This is a genomic window from uncultured Citricoccus sp., from assembly GCF_937871995.1.
Classification (GTDB): Bacteria; Actinomycetota; Actinomycetes; order Actinomycetales; family Micrococcaceae; genus Citricoccus.
In genome coordinates this window covers 1-16,137 of sequence record NZ_CALMQR010000149.1, presented here as the reverse complement: position 1 = coordinate 16,137, position 16,137 = coordinate 1, and the positions used below count along the sequence as shown (strand labels likewise).

The following is a 16,137-nucleotide window of genomic DNA, read 5'->3' as shown; positions in this document are numbered from 1 at the left end:
TGCTGCTCACCGCCGGGGAGGCGGGGATGGCCGAGCCGCCGGAGGTCGTCGCGCCACTGCGGGCCATCGAACAGCGCAAAGCCTGCGCGGCGGTGGGTGTGACGGACCTGCGGATCCTGGGCCATCCGGACGGGATGCTGGAGTACGGACTGGCCCTGCGCCGGGACGTCGCCCGGGTGGTTCGCCAGGTGCGGCCCGACGCGGTGGTGACCGCGAACTTCGACGTCGAGGCCTACGGCGGGTTCAACCAGGCCGACCACCGGGCCGCCGGGCTGGCCGTGGTGGACGGCGTCCGGGACGCGGCGAACCCCTGGGTGTTCCGCGAGCTGGCCGAGGACGAGGGCCTGGCCGCCTGGCACGCCGGCGGGCTACTGGTGGCCAACCCCGCCCAGCCGACGCACGCGGTGACCGTGGACGAGGAGGCCGTGCGGGCCGCCGTCGCCTCCCTGAACAGCCACGAGGCGTACCTGCGGCACGTGGCGGACCACCCGAGGCCCGAGGAGATGATCCCGGAGATCCTGCGCGCGGGCGGTGCGGCGGCCGGCACCGAGTATGCCGCGGCCTTCCGGTACTACGGGCTCTGACGGCCGCCGGACGGCCAACCGGCAGGACGAGGACGGGGGCCGTCCGGGGCCCGGGGTGCTCGGCGCCCCGGGGATGACGGCGACGTAGGATCATGGGCATGACTTGCGGCATCCAGCACGCCGGGGACTCCCGCTGATGGCCGGAGGCAATCGCGACCCCGGCCGCACCGTCACGGACAAGGTCCTGTCCGTCCTGACCGCCTTCGAGAAGGAGCGCCGCTCCCTGGCGCTGACGGAGATCGCGGCGCTCGCGGACGTGCCCGTGAGCACTGCCCACCGCCTGGTGGGTGAGCTCACCGACTGGGGGTTCCTCTCCCGGACCCCCCAGGGCCGCTACCAGCTGGGGCTGCGCATCTGGGAACTGGCCCAGAACGTGGGGCGCCAGCTGCGAGAGACCGCCCGCCCCTTCATCCAGGACCTCTACTCGCTCACCGGGGAGACCTCCCAGCTCGCCATCCGGGACGGCAGCGAGGTGCTCTACATCGACCGCGTCTACGGCACCAAGCGCGTGCCCCGCGCCTCCCGCGTGGGCGGCCGGCTGCCGATGCACTCCACCGCGGTCGGCAAGGTCCTGCTGGCCTATGAGGAGCCCTGGGTGCTCGAGGCCTACCTCAACCTGGACCTGGAGGCCACGACCCCCCGGACCATCGTCCACCCCGGGCGCCTGGCCGCAGAGATCGCCCAGGTCCGGGAACAGGGCTTCGCCCAGACGCTGGAGGAGATCCGCGTGGGCGCCTGCTCGATCGCCGTGCCGGTCTTCCACACCGGCCGGATCGGCGCGGCCCTGGGCCTGGTCATCCCCTCGGAGCAGTCGGCCACGATGGAGAAACACCTGCCGGCCCTGCGCGCGGTCAGTGCACGGATCGAGCGGGCCACGGCCCACATCCCCCTGGAGACCCTGCTCGAGTCCCACCACCTCGCCCACCGCGACTGAGGACCCCGGACCCGCCGGCCCGCACGACCGGCCCGCTCCACCGGCCCGCACGACCGGCCCGCTCCACCGGCGCGATCCGCGGGCCCGCTCCCACCGGGCCCGCTCCCGCCCGGCCCTTTCCCCACGCCGCCTTCCCCCGCTCCGTCACGCCTCGGCCTCCCCACAGGCCGGATCCGGCGCACGCGAAGTCGTTTCCACCCAGTGGAACGACCATGACCCGCGTCACATCGCGACGCGCAACCATGGAGTCAGGCTCGTCGCGTGATGCGGATCACCCGTCACGCGGCAGCCGCCAACTCGACAGCACGCGGCCAGACCGACGGGCCACCACCGGAGGCCACGGACAGGAGATGAGATGACCACCGAGTCAACCACCGCAGCACCGGCGGGGCAGTGCCCGTTCGGTCACGGCGGACCGGGCGCGCAGGACGCCGACGCAGCGACGCCCACCGACCACCACGGTTACCAGCCGTTCCAGATGAAGGACCCCTTCCCCTCCTACGCGGCGCTGCGCTCGGAGGAGCCGGTGATGTTCGACGAGCGGATCGGCTACTGGGTGGTCTCCCGCTACGACGACATCAAGGCGGTCTTCGACGACTGGGAGACCTTCTCCTCCGAGAACGCCCAGGCCCCGGTCCGCGAGCGCGGCCCGCTGGCCACCCAGATCATGAAGGACGGCGGCTTCACGGCCTACTCCGGCCTGTCCGCCCGCGTCCCCCCGGAGCACACCCGCATCCGGGCCATCGCCCAGAAGGCGTTCACCCCGCGCCGTTACAAGGCCCTGGAGCCGGACATCCGCGCCAACGTGGTCTCCCGCCTCGAGGCCGTCGCCGCCCGCCAGGACCGCACCGGTGAGATGGTGCAGGACCTGGCCTACGAGATCCCCACCATCACCATCCTGACGCTGATCGGCGCGGACGTGTCCAAGATCGACACCTACAAGCGGTGGAGCGACTCCCGGGCCGCCATGACCTGGGGGGACCTGACGGACGAGGAGCAGGTGCCGCACGCCCACAACCTGGTCGAGTACTGGCAGGAGTGCCAGCGTCTCGTGGCCGAGGCACACGCCCACGGCGGGGACAACCTCACCGCGGACCTGGTGCGGACCCAGCAGGAGGGCGGCGAGATCTCCGACCACGAGATCGCCTCGCTGCTCTACTCCATGCTCTTCGCCGGCCACGAGACCACCACGACCCTGATCTCCAACTGCTTCCGCGTGCTGCTGGCGCACCGTGAGCAGTGGGAGGCCCTCGTCGAGGACCCGAAGAAGATCCCCGCGGCCATCGACGAGGTGCTGCGCTACTCCGGCTCGATCGTCGGCTGGCGCCGCAAGGCCCTCGCCGACGCCGAGGTGGGCGGGGTGCAGGTGAAGAAGGGCGACGGCCTGCTGCTGCTGATGGGCTCGGCCAACCGGGATGAGTCCCGGTTCGAGCACGGCGAGGACTTCGACATCACGCGGTCCAACGCCCGCGAGCACCTGTCCTTCGGTTTCGGCATCCACTACTGCCTGGGCAACATGCTCGCCAAGCTGCAGGCCAAGATCTGCCTCGAGGAGGCCGTGAAGCTGCTGCCGGGCCTGCGCCTGGACGATCCCGGTGCCGCCGACGGTGCCGGCAGCCCTGACATCGAATTCCGCGAGAACCTCTCCTTCCGCGTCCCGGTGGCCGTCCCGGTCACCTGGGCCGCCTGACCGACCAGGACTCCATCATGACGCTCAACCCCTACATCCAGTCGTTCGACGACGGCCGCGAGCCCGCCCTCGAGACCCTCGGCGGCAAGGGTGCCTCGCTGGTCTCCATGACGGCGGCCGGCATGCCGGTCCCTCCCGGGTTCGTGGTCACCACGGCCTCGTTCGACGCCTTCGTCCACGAGGCCGGCATCACCGAGCACGTCCATACCCTGCTGGAGGGCCTGGACGCCGAGGACGTCGCCGAGGTCGACCGGGTCTCGGCGGCCATCCGCGAGGACCTGTGCAGCCGGCCGGTGCCCGAGTCCGCCCGTGCGGCCGTCGTCGAGGCCTACGCCACGCTGATGGAGGCCTGCGGCGGTGAGGTCCCGGTGGCCGTCCGGTCCTCCGCCACGGCCGAGGACCTGCCGGACGCCTCCTTCGCCGGCCAGCAGGACACCTACCTGTGGCTGACGGGCCGGGAGGCGGTCACGGAGCACATCCGCAAGTGCTGGGCCTCGCTGTACACCTCCCGCGCCATCATCTACCGGCTGAAGAACGACATCCCCAACGAGGGACTGTCCATGGCCGTGGTGGTGCAGAAGATGGTCAACGCTCGGGTGGCCGGGGTGGCCATCACCATGAACCCCGCCAACGGAGACCGGTCCAAGCTCACCATCGACGCCTCCTGGGGCGTCGGGGAGATGGTGGTCTCCGGCCAGGTCACCCCGGACAACATCCTCATGGACAAGATCACCCTGCAGGTCGTCGCCGAGCACGTGGGCGACAAGCACGCCGAACTGGTCCCGGACCCGGTCTCCCAGTCCCTGGTGGAGCGCGAGGTCCCCGCCGAGCGCGCGGACATCCGCTGCCTCACGGACGCCGAGCTGACCGCCGTCGCCCGGATGGCCAAGCGCGCCGAGAAGCACTACAAGTGCCCGCAGGACATCGAGTGGGCCCTGGACGCGGACCTGCCGGACGGGGAGAACCTGTTGCTGCTGCAGTCCCGCCCGGAGACCGTGCACTCCAACGGCAAGGGCACCGCCGGCCAGGCCGCGGCCCAGCCGACCCCGGCCACGCCCGCGGCCCCCGGTGGCTTCGACCTGAGCTCGATCACCTCCTCGCTCACCGGCATCGGCAAGTAACCACCCACCTGACGACCCGCCCCGGATCCTTCCGGGTATCCCACGTTGGAGAGACCCATGACTGCCAAGAAGTCCTTCCCGAAGCCCTCCGAGTTGCCGGTTCCCGCCGGCGCCGAGGGCTGGGAGAAGCTCTACCCCTATTACCTGACCTTCCAGGAGAAGCGGAAGGACGAGGACGACGCCAAGTTCTGGTTCTGCGACTCCCAGCACTGGCCCACCGTGTTCAAGCCCTTCGAGACGATCGGCGGGGAGTTCGCGGTCAAGTGCCTGGGCCAGTACAACGCCCGGCACCTGATGATCCCCAACGCCAATGGCATCGAATTCCGCGTGCACCTGGGTTACCTGTACATGTCCCCCATCCCGGTGCCGGAACAGGAGATCGCCGCGCGCGTGCCCGAGTTCCAGGCCCGCGTGGGCCACTACTTCCAGAACTGGGACACCCTGCTGGAGCAGTGGAAGAGGAAGGTCCGCGGGACCATCGACGAGATGGAGACCCTCGAGTTCAAGCCCCTGCCGGACATGGTCTCCATGGAGGACATCACCTCCGGCACGGCCAAGGACGGCACCGAGGTGCTGCTGGAGAATTACGACCGGCTGATCCAGCTGGCGTACCAGAACTGGCAGTACCACTTCGAGTTCCTGAACCTGGGCTACATCGCCTACCTGGACTTCTTCAACTACTGCAAGGAGGTCTTTCCGGACATCCCGGACCAGTCCATCGCGACCATGGTCCAGGGCGTGGACATGGAGCTGTTCCGTCCGGACGACGAGCTCAAGGCGCTGGCCACCCTGGCCGTCGAGCTCGGCCTGCAGTCCCACTTCGCCCGCCCCGACGACGTCGAGGCCACCCTCGGTGCCATCGGCGCCGCGGACGGCGGGCAGCGGTGGCTGGACCGCTGGGCCGAGGCCCAGGACCCGTGGTTCAACTTCACCGTGGGCAACGGCTTCTACGGGCACGACAAGTACTGGAACGAGCACCTGGACATCCCGCTGGGCTACATCGCGGACTACATCCGCCGCCTGGACGAGGGCCAGACGATCATGCGCCCCACCGCCGAACTCGTCGCGGAGAAGGACCGGATCGTCGAGGAGTACCGTGAGCTGCTCGACGGCGACCAGCTGGCCGCCTTCGACGCCAAGCGCTCCCTGGCCGCGACCGCCTACCCCTACGTGGAGAACCACAACTTCTACATCGAGCACTGGACCATGGGCGTGTTCTGGCGCAAGGTCCGCGAGCTCTCCCGCACCCTGCACGGCTACGGCTTCTGGGAGCACGAGGACGACCTGCTGTACCTGCGCCGCAACGAGGTCCGGGACGTGCTCTTCGACCTGGCCACCGGCTGGGGCGTCGGCGCCCCCTCCGGCCCGGTCGGCCCGGACTACTGGCCCGAGATCATCGCCGAGCGCACGGCCCTGGTCGCGGCCCTGAAGACCGCCCGCCCGGCCGCCGCCCTGAACACCCCGCCGGCCTCGATCACCGAGCCGTTCACCCGCATGCTGTGGGGCATCACCACCGAGCAGGTCGAGTCCTGGCTCGGCGCCGGGGAGGAGGGCACCGAGGGCGTGCTCAAGGGCATGGCCGCCTCCCCCGGCGTGGTGGAGGGCGTGGCCCGCGTGATCATGGACTCCGACGACCTGGCCCAGATCCAGCAGGACGAGATCCTGGTCGCCCCGGTCACGGCCCCGTCCTGGGGACCGGTCTTCGGCAAGATCAAGGCCACCGTCACGGACATCGGCGGGATGATGAGCCACGCCGCGATCGTCTGCCGCGAGTACGCCCTGCCCGCCGTCACCGGCACCGGCAGCGCCTCGACCTCCATCGTCACCGGCCAGCGGTTGCGTGTGGACGGCACCAAGGGCACCGTGACCATCCTGGACGGCCCCAACGCCGCCCCGCAGGTCGCCGGCCCCGGCGCCCACAGCCACCAGCACCCGCACGGCACCCCCGAGACGGCGGCCGAGGGAGAGCCGGCCCATGTCTGAGGTCCGTCCCGAGTCCCAGCCGAAGGCCCCGCAGTCCCCGACGCCGGCCGGCCGGCCGCGCACGGTGCTCGTCACCGGTGCCGCCGGGGGCCTGGGCCGGGCGTTCGCCGAGGGCTTCGCCGCCCGGGGTGACCGGGTCGCCGTCGCCGACATCAACCTCGACGGCGCCACCGCCACCGTGCGGTCCCTGGAGGAGTCGGGGGCCACGGCGGCCGCCTTCCAGGTGGACGTCACGGACCTGGACTCCGTGACCTCCCTGGCGCGGCAGGTGGCGCAGTTCGGGGACGGGAGCATCGACGTCGTGGTCAACAACGCGGCCATCTACGCGACCGTCACCCGCTCGCCCTTCGAGGAGATCGACCCCGCGGAGTGGGACCTGGTGATGGGGGTGAACCTCAAGGGGCCGTGGATGATGACCCGGGCCGTGAGCCCGTACCTGTCCACCGGTGCCCGCGTGGTGAACCTCTCCAGCGCCACCGTCTACTCCGGCTCCGCCCACTGGGCCCACTACGTGGCCTCCAAGGGCGGCGTGGTGGCCCTGACCCGGGTCCTCGCCAAGGAGCTCGGCGCCCGGGAGATCACCGTCAACGCCATCGCCCCCGGCTTCACCCTGACCGAGGCCAGCTACGGGCTGATGGAGGACGCCGAGACCTACGGGGTGGACCGCGGGTCCATCAAGCGGGCCTCCCGGCCCGAGGACATCGTGGGCGCCGCCCTGTTCCTGGCCTCGCCCGAGGCCGGGTACATCACCGGCCAGACCATGGTCGTCGACGGCGGCCGCCAGTTCATCTAGGAGGAATCATGCCGACCATCCACTACACCGACGCCGCAGGCTCGACCATCGACATCAACGCCAACGTGGGCGACTCCGTCATGGAGACCGCCGTGCGCAACGGCGTGCCGGGCATCGTCGCCGAGTGCGGCGGCTCCCTGTCCTGCGCGACGTGCCACGTCTTCGTCCGGGAGGACGAGCTGGAGCAGTTGCCCGGGATGAGCGAGATGGAGGACGAGATGCTCTACGGCACCACCGAGGACCGCCGGGACAACTCGCGGCTGTCCTGCCAAATCAAGGTCACCGAGGGCATGGACCTGCACGTGACCACCCCCGAGACCCAGGTCTGACCGAGCGCCCCGGCACCGCGCCGGGACCCGATCCAGGAGTTCCCATGAACACCCCCACCACCGAGCGGGCCGAGACGGGCCTGCTGATCATCGGCGCCAGCCAGGCCGGCGTCCAGCTGGCCATCTCCCTGCGCGGCACTGGCTTCGACGAGCACATCACCCTGCTGGGCGAGGAGGACCACCGCCCCTACCAGCGCCCCGCCCTGTCCAAGGAGTTCCTGCAGGACAAGGTCGACAAGGAGAACCTGATCTTCCGGTCCCAGGAGTACTGGGACGAGCACGGCATCGAGCTCGTCAAGGGCGCCCGGATCGAGCGGATCGAGAAGAACACCGCTGCAGACGGTACCCAGGACGGTTCCGGCGTGGCCGTCGCCGCCGACGGCACCCGCTATCCGTTCCGCCGCCTCGCCCTGGCCGTCGGCGCCCGGGCGCGGCGACTGGAGATCGAGGGCGCGGAGCTGGACGGCGTGGTCTACCTGCGCAGCGCCGACGACGCCCTGGAGCTCAAGGCCCGGCTGGGCGACGTCCAGGACGCCGTGGTGGTCGGTGGCGGGTTCATCGGGCTGGAGGCGGCCTGTTCCCTGCACGGCATGGGCAAGAACGTCACCGTGATGGAGTACGGCCCCCGCCTGGTCGGCCGGGCCGTGGGCGAGGACACCTCCGAGTACTTCCTGCAGGCCCACCGGGGCCGCGGCATCGACATCCGGCTAGGCGCCCGCATGACGCGTTTCGTGGAGGGCACCGGCGAGCGCGCCGGGAGGGTCGCCGGCGTGGAGCTGGAGGACGGCACCGTGGTGGACGCCCAGCTGGTGCTCGTGGGCATCGGCGTCGTCCCGAACACCGAACTGGCCGAGCAGATGGGCCTGGCGGTGGACAACGGGATCGTGGTGGACCGCCACGCGGTCGCCTCGGACGGGACCACTGTGGCCGTCGGGGACGTGGCCAACATGCCGAATCCGCTGCCCGGCGCCCCCGAAGGCGAGCGGATCCGGCTGGAGAGCGTGAACAACGCGATCGAGCACGCCAAGATCGCCGCCTACTCCCTCACCGGGCGCCGGGAGGAGTACGCGGGCATCCCGTGGTTCTGGTCCAACCAGGCCGACCTGAAGCTGCAGATCGCCGGGCTCACCCTCGGCTACGACTCCACCGTGGTGCGGCGGGACGACGCCAAGGGCAAGTTCTCGGTGCTGTACTACCGCGACGGCCAGGTCATCGCCGCGGACTGCGTCAACGCCCCGCTGGACTTCATGGCCGTGCGCAACGCCCTCGGCAAGGGACAGAACATCCCCGCCGGGGCCGCCGCGGACCCCGCCGTCCCGCTCAAGTCCCTCGTGGTGGACCGGCACGTCCAGGAGGTCTCCGCATGAACCCCACCGACCAGCAGGCGGCGCGGGCCGGCCAGTCCCGGCAGGACCACCCCGCCTGGGAGGCGGCCGATCCCGGCCAGCACGCCCGGGACCCGCGCGCCGTGGCCTTCACCGAGGCCTACCCCGAGCGCCCCATCCCCGCCATCGGCCCGGTGGACACGGCCCCCATCTCCACCTCCCCGGCCATGGGCCTGGAGGCGCTGTGGGCGGCGATCGAACCGGAGTCCCGGACCCGGTCCAACGACATCCACCTGCCGACCTCCACCGCCTACGCCCAGCGGCTGTGCGACGCCTACCCGCAGGCCGACCGCGAGCTCGTGCTGGCCACGATCATCCTGCACGACACCGGCTGGGCCCACGTGGACGAGTCCCGGATCATCTCCGAGGGCTTCCAGGGGGACTGGCGCAAGGCCGCCATCCGCTACGAGCACGAGGCCAGGGGCTGTGACGTGGCCCGCCGCGTCCTGCCCGGGCTCGGCTACGGCGCGGAGTTCGTGGATCGGGTCTGCGAGATCATCGACGGCCATGACACCCGCCAGGTCGCCTTCTCCCTCGAGGACGCGCTGGTGCGCGACGCCGACCGGTTGTGGCGCTTCGACATCACCGGGGTGTGCGTGTCCTCCTCGTGGTTCGGGATGAACCCGGCCACCTACACCGACCGGCTCGACCGGGAGATCCTGCCCGAACTGATCACCGGGGCGGCCGTGCAGATGGCCAGCACCGACCTGGCCCGCACCCGCGGCCTGCTGCGCACGGAGGTGCTGCGATGAGCACGACTGCCGACGTCCCCGCCCGTCCCCGCGCCGCGACCGACGCCAAGGCCCGCCGCGCCGCCCTGGAGTTGCCGTACACGCACGTGGACGACTTCTTCATCAACGGCGCCTACGTCCCCGCCGCCGCCCCGGAGCGCACCCCGGTCACCGACCCGGCGACCGGTGAGGTCTGGGGCTCGGTCCCGGCGGCCACCGGCGCGGAGCTGGACGCCGCCGTCGGGTCCGCCCGGGCGGCGCTGTCCGGCTGGGGGGCGCTGAGCGCCGCCGAGCGCGCGCGGTACCTGGTGCGGATCGCGGAGGAGATCGAGGCCCGCGCCGAGCCGCTGGCCCTGACCAACACCCGGGAGAACGGCTCGCCGATCTCCGAGACCCGCGGCGCCGCGGCCAACGCGGCGGGCATCTTCCGCTATTTCGCCACCCTCGCGGACTGGCTGGACCACGACGACGTCCGGCCCTTCCCCGCCGGCGGCGCGGAGTCCGTGGTGGACAAGGACCCGGTGGGGGTGTGCGCGCTGATCGCCCCGTGGAACTTCCCCATCAACCTGGTGGTCATCAAGCTGGCTCCGGCCCTGCTGGCCGGCTGCACCGTGGTCATCAAGCCGGCCTCCCCCACGCCGCTTTCCCTGCGCTTCGTCATCGACGCGGTGCAGGCCGCAGGGGTGCCGGCCGGCGTCGTGAACCTGCTGACCGGTCCGGGACGGTTCGGGGACGCCCTGGTGCGCCACCCGGGCGTGGACAAGGTCGCGTTCACCGGGTCCACCCCGGTGGGCCGGAAGATCGCCGCGGCGTGCGGCGAGCTGCTCCGCCCGGTGACCCTGGAACTGGGCGGGAAGTCCTCGGCGATCGTGCTGCCGGACGCCGACCTGGACGCCATGTCCGCCGTGCTGGTGCGCTCCTGCATGCGCAACACCGGCCAGACCTGCTACATCTCCACCCGCATCATCGCCCCGGCCTCCCGGTACGAGGAGGTCGTGCGGATGGTCGGCGAGACGATCGCGGCGGGCCGTCAGGGGGATCCCCTGGACGAGGCCACGGTGTTCGGGCCGGTGGCCACCCGCTCGCAGTACGAGACGGTCATGGAGTACGTGGACTCCGCCCACGCCGAGGGTGCCCGCGCGGTGACCGGCGGTGCCGCGGTGCCGGGCGGATCGCTCGGGGCCGGGCTGGAGGAGGGCGTGTTCGTCCAGCCCACGGTGTTCGCGGACGTCACCGCGGACATGCGGATCTCGCGGGAGGAGATCTTCGGTCCCGTGATCTCGGTGCTGAGGTACGACGACGCCGGCGGTTCCGGTGACTGGTCCGCCGACGAGGCCGTCGAGCTGGCCAACAACACCGAGTTCGGCCTCGGCGGGATCGTGTTCGGCGCCGACGAGGAGCGGGCCCTGGAGGTGGCCCGCCGGGTGGACTCCGGGTCCGTGGGGATCAACTTCTTCGGGTCCAACCACTCCGCGCCGTTCGGGGGCCGGCATGACTCCGGCATGGGCGTGGAGTACGGGCTCGAGGGGCTCAGCGCCTACCTGAGCTACAAGTCCATCCACCGCCGGGCCCGCTGAGCGGCCCGCCGGCAGGAGGCCCCGGTTCCCCGTGCGAGGGGCCGGGGCCTTCCTACGCGGCGCGGCCCTGCTCGACCGGCAGTCCGGCCAGGCGCCATTCGAGCATGCCGTCCTGCAGGCGGGACGCGGTCCTGCCGGAGGCCCGCAGGAGGGCCACGGCCTCGTAGGCGAACACGCAATAGGCACCCCGGCAGTAGGCCACCACCTCGACGTCGGCCGGCAGTTCCCCGAGCCGGTCGCGGAGTTCGTCCAGGGGCATCGAGACCGCTCCGGGGATGTGCGCGGCCGAATACTCCTCGGCCGGGCGCACGTCCACCACCGTCACCTCCCCGGTCGCCCATCGGCTGAGCAGCTCCTCGCGGCCCACCGCCCGGGCGCCCTCGGGTCCCTCGCTGTCCGGGCCCAGGTACTCGACGCGGGCACGTTCCACACCGGCGGTCCGCTCCCCCGCCACGGCGCGCAACCGCTCGTACAGGGCGGCCACGTCCTGGCCTGCGAGTCCGTAGTGGATGCGGGTGCCCTCCCGCCGCGTGGTGACCAGTCCGGCCTGCCTCAGGACCTGCAGGTGGGCGGAGGCGGTGCTCAGCCCCAGCCCGGCCGCGGTCGCCAGGTGTTCCACGCTGCGCTCGCCCTGGGCCAGCAGATCCAGCAGTTCCAGCCGCCGGCCGTTAGCCAGTGCCTTGCCCACGCGCGCCAGCTCGTCGAACAGCGCGGACTTCTTCACGCGGTCACCCATCTAGTCCTCCAATGATCTATGGAATACTGTAGTCCATCTATTCCACGTTTTGCCCGAATAGTGCCCCGGCCGGTCGGCCGCGGCCTCCCCGACCCTTCCGAGGATCCCCATGTCCCGCGCTCCCTCTCCCCCCGCCACCGTGCGGCTCGGCCTGCGAGAGAATGCCGCCCAGTTCGCCCTGCTCGTGGCGGTCAACGCCCTCGTGGGCGGCATGGTGGGCCAGCAGCAGACGGTACTGCCCCTGCTCGCTGAGGCCGAGTTCGGCCTGTCCGGCTACACGTTCATCTTCGCCTACGTGGCCGCCTTCGGCCTGAGCAAGGCCGCCGCCAACTGGTTCGCCGGCACGCTCTCGGACCGCTACGGGCGCAAGCCCGTCCTGCTGGGCGGCTGGCTCCTGGCGGTGCCCGTCCCACTGCTGCTGATCTGGGCACCGGACTGGTGGTGGATCGTCGCGGCCAACGTGCTGCTCGGCATCAGCCAGGGACTGACCTGGTCGACCACCGTGGTGATGAAGATCGATCTCGTGGGACCTGAACGGCGGGGCCTGGCGATGGGACTGAACGAGGCGGCCGGTTACGGTGCCGTGGCCGTGACCTCGCTGCTCGCCGGGTGGCTCGCCGGGACCGTCGGACTGCGCCCGGCCCCGTTCCTGCTGGGCCTGGCCTACGCGGCCCTCGCCCTGGTCCTGACGGGATTCTTCGTCCGGGAGACCCGTGGCCACGCCTACCTCGAGGCGGCGGGGCACGCCCCGCATTCCCACGGTCACCACGATCACCTGCACGGTTCGCTGACCGACCGGCAGATCGCGATGCAGACGAGCCTGCTGGACCCGGCCCTGTCCTCGGCCAGCCAGGCCGGGCTCGTCAACAATCTCAATTTCGGCCTGTCCTGGGGCGTGTTCCCCCTGCTGTTCGCCGGCTCGGGCCTGCCGCTGGCGCAGGTCGGGGTGCTGATGGCCCTGTATCCCGGGGTGTGGGGGGCGGGCCAGCTCGTCACGGGCGCCCTGTCCGACCGGATCGGGCGCAAGCACCTCATCACCGCCGGGATGGCCGTGCAGTCCATAGCCCTGGGGGTCGTCGCCCTGGGCTCCGGGTTCACCGGCTGGGCCGCGGGCTCCGTGCTGCTGGGACTGGGGACGGCGATGGTCTACCCGACCCTGCTGGCCGCCGTCGGGGACGTGGCCCACCCGGTCTGGCGGGGGCGCGCAGTGGGGGTGTACCGGGTCTGGCGGGACCTTGGCTACGCGGTGGGCGCCGTGGGAGGCGGGCTCGTGGCCGACCTGCTGGACCTGCGGGCGGCCGTGTGGGTGGCCATGGCGATCAGCGCCACCTCGGCGCTGGGCGTGGCCCTGCGCATGTACGAGACGCACCCTCGGCGCTGAGCCTGCCGACGACCGACGGGGCCCGGCCCGTCAGGCCGGACCCCGTCAAGGTCGGTATCACCGCGGCGAGAACGCCTCCCCCGGCGAACGGATCGTCAGGCCAGGGCAGGCTCCGCGTCCGCGGTGTTCTCGGCGAAGCCCAGCTCGTCCAGGGAGGCGCCGTTGGCCACGGCCTCCAGGACCTCGGTGGCCTCGTCCTCGGTGATCTCCAGGGCCAGGGCGACCTCGGCCACGAGGGGGGCCTGGGCGTTGCGGAACATGTCCTTCTCCGCCATGGACAGGCCCTTGGTGTCGCGGCGGCGGCCCAGGTCGCGCACCACCTCGGCGATCTGCTCGAGCAGGCCGGAGGCCACCTTCTCCTGGTTGGCCTTCATGCGGCGGGACCACTGCTTCTCCTCGACGCCGGTGGGCTCCTGGACGACCTCGAGCAGCCTGCGCAGGTGGGCGCGGTCGTAGACCTCGCGCACGCCGATCTCCTCCACCCTCGCCTCCGGGATGGAGACCACGAGGTTGTTGCTCCGGATCGTCAGCTCGATGTAGGTCACCTCCGCGCCCTTCACGGTGCGCTGGAAGGTGTTGGTGATGGTCGCCGGACCGTGGTGGGGATGAACAACGAGCTTGCCGGGGATCAACTGCATGTACACGTCTCTTTCCTTCAGGGCGAAGGCCACTCCTCCGGAGTCCGGTCCCACCCTCGGGCCGGACGCGTTCCGTGAGATTGGCTGTCCTCCATTTTCGCACATCTGCGAGACATGTGCGCCCAGATGCCCTAGGCTTCTCCCCTTCGCGTCACGGCAGGTCACGGGCCGGCCGTCGGCTACCCCTCCTGGGCACGCAGGAACTCGAAGACCTCCACCTCGTCCACTCCGGGGAACGCCCCGGAGGGCATCGCCGCGAGCAGGTGGGCGTTGGCGCGGGCGGCCGGCCAGGCGTGCCCGCCCCACTCGGCCTCCAGGTCCGGCGAGGGCAGCCGGCAGCAGGAGGGGTCCGGGCAGCGGGAGACGGAGCGGGCGGTGGTCTCCTTGCCGCGGAACCAGCGGGCCACGTCGAAGGGCACCCCGATGGACAACGAGTAGAACCCGGAGGAGTGGCCCTCCACCACGGCAGTGCACCAGTAGGTGCCGGCCGGTGTGTCCGTGTACTGGTTGAAGGCACGGAACCGGTCGGCCACGCCGAAGACCTCCCGCGAGGTCCAGTTCCGGCAGACCTGCTGGCCCTCGATCGCGCCGGTGTGATCGGCGGGGAAGGAGACGCCGTCGTTCTCGTAGGCCTTGTGGATGATCCCGGACTCGTGCACCTTCTGGAAGTGGCAGGTGATGCCCAGGTGTTCGGTGGCCAGGTTGGTGAACCGGTGGGCGGCGGACTCGTAGGAGACGCCGAAGGCGTCCCGGACGTCCTCGATGGCCAGGTCCTTCTCCGCCTTGGCGTTCTTGAGGAACTTCACCGTCTCCTTCTGCGGCATCATCAGTGCCGCGGCGAAGTAGTTGGTGTAGACCCGCTGGCGCAGGTAGTCCGAGTAGTCCACGGGCTCGCCGTGGCCGAGCACGTAGGCGCCGATGGCCTGCAGCAGCACCGAGCGCTGGTCGTGGTCCGGGTTCCGCGCGCGGGAGAGGTAGAACCGCCGGTTCTTCAGGTCCGTCACCGAGCGGGTGGAGTGCGGCAGGTTGGACACGGAGCGAACGGAGAAGCCCAGGTGCTCGGCCAGGTCGGCCGCGGCATGGTGGCTCAGCGGTCCCCCGGAGTGCCCGACGGCGTCCAGCAGCTGCTGCGCCTGGCGCTCCAGTTCGGGGTAGTGGTTGTTGCGCTCCTTCATCTCCTGGCGCAGCTCGGAGTTGGCCCGGCGCGCCTCCTCCGGGGTGGCGGCCTGCTCCTCCATCCGCCGGTTCAGCTCGGCCTCCAGGCCGGCGATGACCTCGAGGACCTCGGTGGGGGTGCGCGGGGAGATCTTGATCTGCGGCAGCCCCAGGCTCGCGTAGTGCTCGGTGCGCTGGGCCTTCTCGACCGCGATCTCCAGGGCCGCCCGCCGGCTCGGCGCCTCCGTGGCCAACAGGTCCTCCACGGAGCTCCCGTGGAGGGCGGCCAGCCGGGAGAGCAGGGTCAGCCGGGGCTCGCGCTTGCCGTTCTCGATCAGGGACAGATGCGAGCCGGTGGCCCCCACCGCCTCCGCCGCCTGGTCGAGGGTCAGCCCGGCCTCCTTGCGCAGGTGCCGCAGGCGGCGCCCGAGGACGACGGGGTCGAGTTCGTCGGCCTGCAGCTCCGCGCGCGGGGTGTCGTCGATAGGGGCCGGTGTGGTGATCGCCATCACGTCATCGTAGTCAATTTTTCGGATCCTGTCGCGGAAAGCATGCGGTATTCGCTTTTGGCAGGCCGAACGACGCATTTATTGACTGTCGGGCCCCGGCCCTTCTGCGGCGAGGGCCTGGAGCTCCCGGGAGAAGAACTCCAGGGCCGTCCGGGTCTTCGTCCGCTGCTCCCCGCTGAGCGGGATCCCCTTGCGCTCCAGGAAGGCGCGCGTGTCCAGCGCGACGTCGAGGGCGTCCGCGGGCGGGCACTTCGTCGACAGTTCCACAACGCGGGTCCCGTCCGGGTAGGTCCACATCTCGGCGACGAACTTCTGGGGAGTGCCCTCCGGGCGGAGGCTCAGCTTGAGCACCAGGATCGGCCCCAGGACGGACAGGTCCTCCAGCGTCACCCCCTCCGGGGCGTGCTCGAGGAAGAAGGCACGCTGGTCCTTGTCCAGGATCTTGCGCAACGGTTTCCTGCCGGAGACCACCGCGGCCACGTCCGGTGAGGTCAGCCGCTGCTTGAGCGCGGCCGAACACACGTAGCCCCCGGGCATCGCATCGACCTCGACGACCAGGTTGGGCGACGCGCGCAGTTCGGCGCTCAGGGC

Annotated in this window: 15 protein-coding genes; 11 read left to right on the top strand and 4 right to left on the bottom strand. The window is 71.2% G+C overall.

The genetic code is table 11. The annotated features are described in order from the left end of the window. From Q0283_RS17055 to Q0283_RS17010, 10 genes are all read left to right on the top strand, one after another. On the top strand, nt 1-584 hold a 584-nt coding region (locus Q0283_RS17055; RefSeq protein ID WP_298045797.1), incomplete at its 5' end, for a PIG-L deacetylase family protein. A 136-nt stretch (nt 585-720) separates the two neighbouring features. Then, complete coding sequence (locus Q0283_RS17050) at nt 721-1,518, top strand: IclR family transcriptional regulator (protein WP_183529823.1); 798 nt, start codon at nt 721-723, stop codon at nt 1,516-1,518. A 355-nt stretch (nt 1,519-1,873) separates the two neighbouring features. Beyond that, entirely contained in the window at nt 1,874-3,208 is a 1,335-nt protein-coding gene (locus Q0283_RS17045) for a cytochrome P450 (RefSeq protein ID WP_183529825.1), read from the top strand. 17 nt (nt 3,209-3,225) lie between these two features. Further along, on the top strand, nt 3,226-4,329 hold the full coding sequence (locus Q0283_RS17040) for a PEP/pyruvate-binding domain-containing protein (RefSeq protein ID WP_183529827.1): 1,104 nt from the start codon (nt 3,226-3,228) through the stop codon (nt 4,327-4,329). 57 nt (nt 4,330-4,386) lie between these two features. Beyond that, entirely contained in the window at nt 4,387-6,312 is a 1,926-nt protein-coding gene (locus Q0283_RS17035; RefSeq protein ID WP_183529829.1) for a PEP-utilizing enzyme, read from the top strand. Then, on the top strand, nt 6,305-7,105 hold the full coding sequence (locus Q0283_RS17030) for an SDR family NAD(P)-dependent oxidoreductase (protein WP_221243851.1): 801 nt from the start codon (nt 6,305-6,307) through the stop codon (nt 7,103-7,105). The genes Q0283_RS17035 and Q0283_RS17030 overlap by 8 nt, the downstream gene beginning before the upstream one ends. Nucleotides 7,106-7,113: 8 nt before the next feature. Beyond that, nucleotides 7,114-7,434: a 2Fe-2S iron-sulfur cluster-binding protein gene (locus Q0283_RS17025; protein ID WP_183529831.1), complete on the top strand. Its 321-nt coding sequence runs from the start codon at nt 7,114-7,116 to the stop codon at nt 7,432-7,434. 44 nt (nt 7,435-7,478) lie between these two features. After that, nucleotides 7,479-8,801: an NAD(P)/FAD-dependent oxidoreductase gene (locus Q0283_RS17020; RefSeq protein ID WP_183529833.1), complete on the top strand. Its 1,323-nt coding sequence runs from the start codon at nt 7,479-7,481 to the stop codon at nt 8,799-8,801. Then, nucleotides 8,798-9,571, top strand: coding sequence for an HD domain-containing protein (locus Q0283_RS17015; protein ID WP_183529835.1), 774 nt, complete (start codon nt 8,798-8,800; stop codon nt 9,569-9,571). The genes Q0283_RS17020 and Q0283_RS17015 overlap by 4 nt, the downstream gene beginning before the upstream one ends. Next, nucleotides 9,568-11,127 carry an aldehyde dehydrogenase gene (locus Q0283_RS17010; RefSeq protein WP_183529837.1) on the top strand — a complete coding sequence of 520 codons (1,560 nt, stop codon included), beginning with the start codon at nt 9,568-9,570 and terminating at the stop codon, nt 11,125-11,127. Before Q0283_RS17015 ends, Q0283_RS17010 begins: the two co-directional genes overlap by 4 nt. A gap of 52 nt (nt 11,128-11,179) precedes the next feature. Here Q0283_RS17010 and Q0283_RS17005 read toward each other — a convergent pair whose 3' ends face one another. Then, nucleotides 11,180-11,863, bottom strand: a complete 684-nt coding sequence (locus Q0283_RS17005; protein ID WP_183529839.1) for a metalloregulator ArsR/SmtB family transcription factor — start codon at nt 11,861-11,863, stop codon at nt 11,180-11,182. Nucleotides 11,864-11,972: 109 nt separating this feature from the next. On the opposite strand from Q0283_RS17005, the gene Q0283_RS17000 reads away from it, so the two are divergent. Next, a complete protein-coding gene (locus tag Q0283_RS17000) occupies nt 11,973-13,244 on the top strand; it encodes an MFS transporter (RefSeq protein ID WP_183529841.1) in 1,272 nt (423 codons plus the stop codon). A 95-nt stretch (nt 13,245-13,339) separates the two neighbouring features. Here Q0283_RS17000 and Q0283_RS16995 read toward each other — a convergent pair whose 3' ends face one another. The 3 genes from Q0283_RS16995 to Q0283_RS16985 form a co-directional block, all read right to left on the bottom strand. Beyond that, on the bottom strand, nt 13,340-13,882 hold the full coding sequence (locus Q0283_RS16995; RefSeq protein WP_221243858.1) for a CarD family transcriptional regulator: 543 nt from the start codon (nt 13,880-13,882) through the stop codon (nt 13,340-13,342). 179 nt (nt 13,883-14,061) lie between these two features. Then, complete coding sequence (locus Q0283_RS16990) at nt 14,062-15,546, bottom strand: helix-turn-helix domain-containing protein (protein ID WP_298045792.1); 1,485 nt, start codon at nt 15,544-15,546, stop codon at nt 14,062-14,064. Between the two features lie 78 nt (nt 15,547-15,624). Next, a partial coding sequence (locus Q0283_RS16985) for a hypothetical protein (protein WP_298045790.1) occupies nt 15,625-16,137 on the bottom strand: 513 nt, incomplete at its 5' end.

Excerpts from the sequence above, each read along its gene's own strand:
- Q0283_RS17015 (WP_183529835.1), top strand. The coding sequence starts at position 8,798 with ATGAACCCCACCGACCAGCAGGCGGCGCGGGCCGGCCAGTCCCGGCAG.
- Q0283_RS17010 (WP_183529837.1), top strand. The coding sequence starts at position 9,568 with ATGAGCACGACTGCCGACGTCCCCGCCCGTCCCCGCGCCGCGACCGAC.
- Q0283_RS17030 (WP_221243851.1), top strand. The coding sequence starts at position 6,305 with ATGTCTGAGGTCCGTCCCGAGTCCCAGCCGAAGGCCCCGCAGTCCCCG.
- Q0283_RS17050 (WP_183529823.1), top strand. The coding sequence starts at position 721 with ATGGCCGGAGGCAATCGCGACCCCGGCCGCACCGTCACGGACAAGGTC.
- Q0283_RS17000 (WP_183529841.1), top strand. The coding sequence starts at position 11,973 with ATGTCCCGCGCTCCCTCTCCCCCCGCCACCGTGCGGCTCGGCCTGCGA.
- Q0283_RS16995 (WP_221243858.1), bottom strand. The coding sequence starts at position 13,882 with ATGCAGTTGATCCCCGGCAAGCTCGTTGTTCATCCCCACCACGGTCCG.
- Q0283_RS17020 (WP_183529833.1), top strand. The coding sequence starts at position 7,479 with ATGAACACCCCCACCACCGAGCGGGCCGAGACGGGCCTGCTGATCATC.
- Q0283_RS16990 (WP_298045792.1), bottom strand. The coding sequence starts at position 15,546 with ATGGCGATCACCACACCGGCCCCTATCGACGACACCCCGCGCGCGGAG.
- Q0283_RS17005 (WP_183529839.1), bottom strand. The coding sequence starts at position 11,863 with ATGGGTGACCGCGTGAAGAAGTCCGCGCTGTTCGACGAGCTGGCGCGC.
- Q0283_RS17040 (WP_183529827.1), top strand. The coding sequence starts at position 3,226 with ATGACGCTCAACCCCTACATCCAGTCGTTCGACGACGGCCGCGAGCCC.
- Q0283_RS17025 (WP_183529831.1), top strand. The coding sequence starts at position 7,114 with ATGCCGACCATCCACTACACCGACGCCGCAGGCTCGACCATCGACATC.
- Q0283_RS17045 (WP_183529825.1), top strand. The coding sequence starts at position 1,874 with ATGACCACCGAGTCAACCACCGCAGCACCGGCGGGGCAGTGCCCGTTC.
- Q0283_RS17035 (WP_183529829.1), top strand. The coding sequence starts at position 4,387 with ATGACTGCCAAGAAGTCCTTCCCGAAGCCCTCCGAGTTGCCGGTTCCC.